Here is a 5766-nt window from a genome sequence, read left to right as displayed (position 1 = left end):
TGCCAGAGCATCTCGTAGACCGACCCGAGTGGGTAGCCAGTCGTACTGATCTGGTTCGACTCGGACCTGAACTCGTTGACGAGACGGGTCGCAATCTGGTACGAACTCGTCAGCCCATCACAGTTCAAGAAGATAACAGTCAGATGGATGTCGTCGTACCGACTCGCGTCTTCGCGGAGGTGACTGAGTAAGTATCGAGACGCTGCCGTCTTTCCGACACCCGTCTTTCCGTACAGAAAGATGTTGTTCGGCTGTTCACCATTGATTACCGGTTGAAGCGCCGCCTGGAACGTCCGAAGTTCCTCGTCACGCCCCACGAGTTCCTCGGGCTGGTAATCCTCCCGAAGGGCATCCCGGTCCCGATATATCTCGGTGTCTCGCTCGAAGAGGGGCATACTCTGACAGTTCGTCCACTTCGTTGATAAAACCACCGCGTCCGGAGTGTCCGCTGTTTTCGTAGTTTATATACTCGGGGTGGGACACACCCCCTCCACCGTGTCCGCTGTTCCACCGATCGAAGGTGAGAGGGTTAGAGTTTGAGAGTAGTTAAATTAAGAAAGATTTATATGTTTATCTGTTAAACCAAACCCGTAGTAGAGGAAGACTAAGATTAAAACAATACGATTCTGTTTGATTTCGCAACTATCGAGGTGAGGAATTAACGTGACACCTCTCACCGCTCCACTCCCCCCACCGTTTTCACCCGAGAACAGCGGACAAAGTGGTGTGAGTGTTCGTCCCCTCCGACTCGTTTGATACGGAGGTACGTCACCGACTCCGTGACTCTTTCCTCGCGTTCCACTACACTTCGCCTTCGTCGCTCCCGTGAACTGCGGACATCGTGGTGTCTCTGTTACCGCGTCACGTGGTGTTTAGCCCCGTGTCTCGTCGCTACTTCCTCTGTGAACTCCATTGGAGCCTCGACTTCTCGTGTCGGAAGTACATCGTCACTTCCGAGACACCTATCACGTGCCCGGACACAACCGGGGGCTTCGACCGCGATACTCCTCGATTACTGCGGACATGGTGGGGTCAAACGCCCCGGTCTTCGGTGGGAAGTCCACGTTGAGCCTCACACGTCGACCGTTCGGCTACGAACAATTCAGATTTCGAAGTGTTCTGGTCGTTACCGATGGGAGTGTTGTGGAACACAGCAGAGAACTGCACACCTCCGTGTCCGTTGTTTCCCATACGTGGCTGCAATCGGTCACTGAAGTGCCGCCACCTACCGAAGCCTCGTCGATTCCTTATCGTGTCTACTCGTCTCTCGTTCGGACGATTGCGTCGGCAATCTCGTCGGGGTACGTCGCCGCGATTCGTACGAGGGCATCGTGGAACTCGCGTCCGGTCAAGTCGCGGATGTCGTGTTCGCGACGAAGTCGTGACTCGACTTCGAACTCGGCGTCGTCCATCTGGTCGAGTGTCTCTGTCCGGACGTAGATGCTCTTTGCAGTCGTCGCTTCGAACTCGAACGCTGGCCCACCATCTTCGTCTACCGACTCGACTTGCTTCTCTTCGGCCTGACTCCCCTCGCTCGCTGAGCCATCTTCCTCGTCGCTCCCGGCATCGCTGTCGACGGTGGTTCTGTCGCTGCCGGTGCTTCTGTCGTCGTCTGTCGTTGCAGTCGATTCCGCGACGCCACCTTCTGGTGGTGTTGCGTCGGTGTCTCCTGCAGTCGTCTCTGAAGTCGACGCCGTCTCCGTTGTCGACGCTGCTTCGGCCGTGGACGCCCCCTCGGTTTCGTGTTCGGTTTCTTCAGCACCGTGTCCAGTTTCGGTTTCTTCAGTACCGTGTTCGGCCTCTTCTGTGTCTTCGGCCTCTACGAACTCGTCTTCCTCGTCACCCGGGGTCGACTCCATCGCTTCCCCGAGACCGGCGAACCGGTTTTCTTTAGGCATCTTCCGGTCCTCCTCGCTCGACGATTGCGGCAAGTTCGTCGAGTCGGTCGAGCATGTCGTTCGACGGGTCGTACTCGCGGAGCGTCTTTCCGTCACGCCACGCACGACTGAACGCGATTCGGTGACGGATTCCCGGACCTTTCGATTCGGGGTCGTCGAAGAGGTCCGAACGAGCGAACTCGGGAATAAACTGCTCGAATGGTGACTCTTCGAGGTCACGAATGATTCGCCGTTCTTCGTTGTTTCCAGTGAGGTCGTTCGGGACGATTGCCAAAATATCGAGTTCGACTTCGCGACGAATCGGCCCGATTTGCTGCTCGAACATCCGTTCGAACCCGCTCACGCTGGGCTCACTCATGAGGAGGGGAACGACGACGTGGCCTGTTCCAATAAGTGCAGCATCTGAGAGCGGTCCGAGACTCGGCGGCGAGTCGATGACGATGTAATCGTAGTCGTCGTCGAGTAGTGGGTCGACGATGCGACGGCGCACCCAGAGGACACCGAACGTGGAATTTCGAACACGGTCTTCGATGTCGTCCAGGTCGACGTGCGCGGGTATCACGTCGAAACTCTCGCGTGTGTGAATCGTCTCTCGAACGTCGATTGGGTCGTCGTCTGTGAGGACGTCGCCGATGTTCGGGTCTGCCGACTCGTAGGCGTCCTTCATTCCGACTCCCTCGGTTGCGTTCCCTTGCTGGTCCAGGTCGATGAGGAGGACGTCGTTGTCTCGTGCGGCTAACGCGTCCGCGAGGTTGATGGCAATCGTCGTCTTCCCGACGCCACCTTTCTGAAGTGATACGCTCACTGCTCGCGACATCTACCGGCCCTCTCTAACCGCAGACATTCCACAAATTGTACAATTTGTAAGCTGTGTTAGCTGTGCGGACACTCCAAACTCCGTTCGAATTGTGGGCTGTGTGGGCATGTCGGCGCTCAAAATCACGTTCTTCCTACTCGTACATAATCCTATTCACGACTTTTAGACTGTCAAGACAGTTAGAACTGTTTGAGCTTTTTAGAATGTCCAAAAATTGTAAAATTTGTGTGCTGTCTGCGGTTTTTGGGCTGTGATCAATTGGCGCCCGGTGGACACTCTGTGGGCGGTGCGCCATCTTTACCCAGTGTATACTGTCCGAACCGCGAGAACTGTCTCGGAGGTGTCCACGCACTCCACGTTGCTCACTGTGAGGAAATTGGAGACCGTGGGTCGTGTCTGTGGATGCCTCTGAGAAGTTGGACGAACTCGCTACTTCGACGAAACCTGCTCAATCCTACCATCTTTCGATCCACATCTTCGCGTAAGGTTCGGCACACTCGTGTTCGATGTCTTCGTCAGAGGTCTCACCCCCCTGACTGGTGAGTTCGACGGCTTACCCCGGACTTCTCCCCACTCATCCTTCACCGTGTATAATGCGCTGGCTGTCTGCACCTCTCGCGCATTCTACAAATTTTACAAATTTTGAAAATTCTACACACTCCCCACAGTTCTCACACTCTCTAGTGTGCCCAATTTTGAGCGTGACGATATTCTCGAATTCGTGACTCTCACGGAGTCTAGTGCGCCGATACTGCGGACAAAGTGGTGTTCGAACGTGGACTCGACCGCGCGGCAACTGAACTCGGGTCCAAGTGAGGTCGAGAGGTGCCTCGAGCACGAATCTGGTGGATTCGACCCCGATTTCGGACTTTCACAAATCTCACAAATTCCAAAATTTGTACGATGTTTGCCCATCGTGAACTGTTCACCCAGTAGAGAAATCGTGGTGGTGAGACGGAAGACGCAGCAGAACTCACGGAACAGGCACCTCGTCGTGGTGCGTGGTACTACTCAGTTTGCGAGTTTGTCGGCGAACTTCTCGCGCACTTTCTCTATCTTGGGACTCGCGTGGAATTGGCAGTACGCGTCGTTCGGGTTCTTCTCGAAGTAGTCTTGGTGGTACGCTTCTGCCTCGTAGAACGTCTCGAAGGGCGCTAACTCTGTCACGACGTCGTCGTCGTACGAGTCGTCGAGTGCCTCGACGTATGCTTCCGCGAGGCGGCGTTGGTCGTCGTCGTGATAGAGGACGATAGAGCGGTACTGGGTGCCGACGTCGGGTCCCTGTCTGTTGAGTTGCGTCGGGTCGTGGACGGCGAAGAAGACGTCCAGTAACTCGTCGTAGTCGACGACGCTCGGGTCGTACTCGACTTGGATGACTTCCGCGTGACCAGTCGTTCCAGAACAGACCTGCTCGTAGGTCGGATTTTCGACGGTCCCTCCAGCGTATCCCGAGGTAACGTCGCTAATTCCATCGAGTTCTTTGAACGCTGCTTCGATACACCAGAAACATCCACCACCAAACGTTGCCGTCTGCGAGGATTCCATAGAGACAGTTACGTCGGGAAGAAATTAAGCCCCGCGACGTGAGCAGTCCCGGCAGGTATCGAAGACACGTCAGGCCGAGTGTGTAAGGTTGCTCGTGTCTGTCGACGTCGGGTCAGGCCAGGTCTGTCGATGTCGGGTCTAGTCAGGTCGAATCTACTTGTGCTCGACACGTTCCATCACCGTACCTGACCCCCTCACGTCACCGAATTCTTCGCTCGTCCAGAAGTACCCACCAAATACGTGAGGGAAGCTAACATTTATACACTGACTCTGTCTGGAATTATTATGGAAGATATATTTGTTGCGAGACTCATGTCCACGAATCTCCACACGGTCACGGCCGACACACTCGTAGAGGACGCGGCCCAGTTGATGCTCGACAACAACATCAGTTCGGTCATCGTCGTGGACGAAGCGAACCACCTCGACGGTATCTTGACGACGACGGACTTCGTCAGAATCGTCGCCAAGAGTCAACCGAAGGCGCAGACGACGGTCGAACGATACATGACCACCGACGTCATCACCGCGGATGCGCAAGACCCAATCACCGACGTCGCCGAGTCGATGACCCAACACGGGTTCCACCACATGCCAGTCGTCGACGACGACGAGGGCGTGATCGGCATCATCACGACGTCCGACCTCGCTGCGTACCTCTCGCAAGCAGGCACCTTGACCACGACGTAAGTACCGACCGCTCTCAGCCTCCAGCACAGTCGCCAAAGCGCACCGCCTCTCGGCGTCACTTGACGCGAAGTGCTTCTACCGGACGTTCGTTCGCCGCACGCCACGCGGGATAGAGGCCACTCGCCAAACTGATGACGACGCCGAACAGGACGGCGAACACGAGGTATCCACCGGTTCTGAGGTTGACGACGACCGGAAGCGTCACCTCGGGGACGGCGAGGTACAACCCCAGCGCCACGAGGCCGCTGATGACCGCGCCGGCGACACCACCGACGAATCCGAGTAACCCGGCTTCGACGAGGACGGTCCGCAGTACGTCTCTCCGTTGAATTCCGACGGCTCTGAGGACACCTATCTCGCCGCGGCGTTCGGAGACGCTCATCAACATCACGTTTAGAATACTCACGCCAGCGACGACGAGTGAGACGGCACCGATGGCGACGAGAAAGGCGTTCAACAAGCCAAAGAACTGGTCGATTCGGTCGACGATACGCGAGAGTTCGAGGATGCTGACGCGCTCTTCGCGGGCGTTCACCGACGCTCGAATCGCGTCCGCTACTGTCGCTGCTTGACTCCCCGACTCGGCGCGGACGATGACCTGCGTGTACGATTCGTCTGCGAACGCCGTTCGTGGAATCAAGACAGCACCGTCAGGTTGGAGGAGGTTGAACCCATCCGACTCGCCGAGAACGGCGACGACGCGGTACTCGCGGCCTTCGATGGTAACCGTGCGGCCGACGTCGACGTCGAGTTCGTCGGCGACGCCGCTCCCGACGATAACACCGCGGCGGTGTCGTTCTGGAAGCTCCCCCGATT

General features: G+C 56.6%; 6 protein-coding genes. 1 reads left to right on the top strand and 5 read right to left on the bottom strand.

Annotated elements, in window-relative coordinates; all coding sequences use genetic code 11:
- From AUR66_RS11120 to msrA, 4 genes are all read right to left on the bottom strand, one after another.
- A partial coding sequence (locus AUR66_RS11120) for a Cdc6/Cdc18 family protein (protein ID WP_157533073.1) occupies nucleotides 1-395 on the bottom strand: 395 nt, incomplete at its 3' end.
- Between the two features lie 861 nt (nucleotides 396-1256).
- Nucleotides 1257-1898 carry a hypothetical protein gene (locus AUR66_RS11115; RefSeq protein WP_058572482.1) on the bottom strand — a complete coding sequence of 214 codons (642 nt, stop codon included), beginning with the start codon at nucleotides 1896-1898 and terminating at the stop codon, nucleotides 1257-1259.
- Entirely contained in the window at nucleotides 1891-2715 is an 825-nt protein-coding gene (locus tag AUR66_RS11110; protein ID WP_058572481.1) for a ParA family protein, read from the bottom strand. Before AUR66_RS11110 ends, AUR66_RS11115 begins: the two co-directional genes overlap by 8 nt.
- Nucleotides 2716-3726: 1011 nt before the next feature.
- Nucleotides 3727-4260, bottom strand: coding sequence for a peptide-methionine (S)-S-oxide reductase MsrA (gene msrA / locus AUR66_RS11105; RefSeq protein ID WP_058572480.1), 534 nt, complete (start codon nucleotides 4258-4260; stop codon nucleotides 3727-3729).
- A gap of 285 nt (nucleotides 4261-4545) precedes the next feature.
- On the opposite strand from msrA, the gene AUR66_RS11100 reads away from it, so the two are divergent.
- Entirely contained in the window at nucleotides 4546-4950 is a 405-nt protein-coding gene (locus AUR66_RS11100; RefSeq protein WP_058572479.1) for a CBS domain-containing protein, read from the top strand.
- A gap of 55 nt (nucleotides 4951-5005) precedes the next feature.
- Here the strand turns inward: AUR66_RS11100 and AUR66_RS11095 are convergent.
- The coding region (locus AUR66_RS11095; RefSeq protein WP_157533072.1) for an ABC transporter permease at nucleotides 5006-5766 on the bottom strand (761 nt) is incomplete at its 5' end.

It is taken from the genome of Haloferax profundi, assembly GCF_001469865.1.
Classification (GTDB): Archaea; Halobacteriota; Halobacteria; order Halobacteriales; family Haloferacaceae; genus Haloferax; species Haloferax profundi.
The sequence above is the reverse complement of the archived record's forward strand: the minus strand, read 5'-3'. Positions and strand labels throughout refer to the sequence as shown.